The sequence below is a fragment of the Erwinia sp. MYb416 genome (genome assembly GCF_037479575.1).
Taxonomy (GTDB): domain Bacteria; phylum Pseudomonadota; class Gammaproteobacteria; order Enterobacterales; family Enterobacteriaceae; genus Erwinia; species Erwinia rhapontici.
Window position 1 is genome coordinate 1 of record NZ_JBBGYT010000326.1, and the last position, 1,015, is coordinate 1,015.

The 1,015-nt window shown below is 56.7% G+C and carries 1 protein-coding gene; it reads right to left on the reverse strand.

Annotation, left to right across the window (positions count from 1 at the left end; all coding sequences use genetic code 11):
• Nucleotides 1-41: 41 nt before the first annotated feature.
• Nucleotides 42-950, reverse strand: coding sequence for a tyrosine recombinase XerC (gene xerC / locus WH277_RS03910; RefSeq protein ID WP_339456729.1), 909 nt, complete (start codon nucleotides 948-950; stop codon nucleotides 42-44).
• Between the last annotated feature and the right edge of the window lie 65 nt (nucleotides 951-1,015).

The window sequence follows — 1,015 nt, forward strand, 5'->3', positions numbered from 1 at the left end:
GGTCATTGCCGCAACAGGGCGTAGAGGCCGATAAAAGTGCATCAGGATTTTCCTCGTTTCGCACGGGGATGGGCAGCATCGTAAACCGACGCCAGGTGTTGAAAGTCGAGATGGGTATAGATTTGCGTGGTAGTCAGGTTGGCATGGCCGAGCAGCTCCTGCACGGCACGCAAATCACCACTGGATTCCAGCATATGGGTAGCAAATGAATGGCGAAGTTTATGCGGATGAACATGGCTGGACAGCCCCTGTTTGACGCCCCACTCAGCAAAACGCTTTTGTACGTTACGCGCTGAAATGCGCTTGCCCTGCTTCGAGAGGAATAACGCATTGTCCTCCGGTGCAAACAACTCACGCAGCACCATCCAGTGCTCGATCCAGTGGACGGCGGTTCGGCCAATCGGCAGACGGCGCTCTTTGCTACCCTTACCGATCACCCACACTTCACCGGAGGCGAGGTCAAGATGACTCAGGTCAATGCCCACCAGTTCGGACAAACGCAAACCGGCGCCGTACATCACCTCCAGCATTGCGCGATCGCGAACCGCAAGCGGGTCATTGAGATCAATATCCAGCAACCTGTCGACTTCATCGACATCAATATTTTTAGGAAGATGGCGTGCAGCACGCGGCGTGGCAACGCCTTTCGCCGGGTTAGCGTTGATGACACCCTGGCTGATCAGCCAGTCGAGGAAGCTACGTAATGCGGAAAGCCTTAGCGCCAGGCTTGCAGGCTTCAACCCACTTCGGCTGCTGCGTGCCGCCAGTGAACGGACCCGCGCAGCATCCAGTTGCGCCCACGCTTTAACACTGAGCTCATCCAGCAGAACAATGATGGCGTTGAGCTGGCGCTGATAGCTCTCCTGCGTCAGCGGACTGAGCTGACGCTCCACTTTCAGATAGCGCAGGAAGCCCTCTACGGCTGGCAGCAGGGGCGACTCGCTATTCACGCGCGCTCTATCCAGCGTGATAGCAACTGAGGCAACATCAGCGACAGATGCTGTAACAACACCGT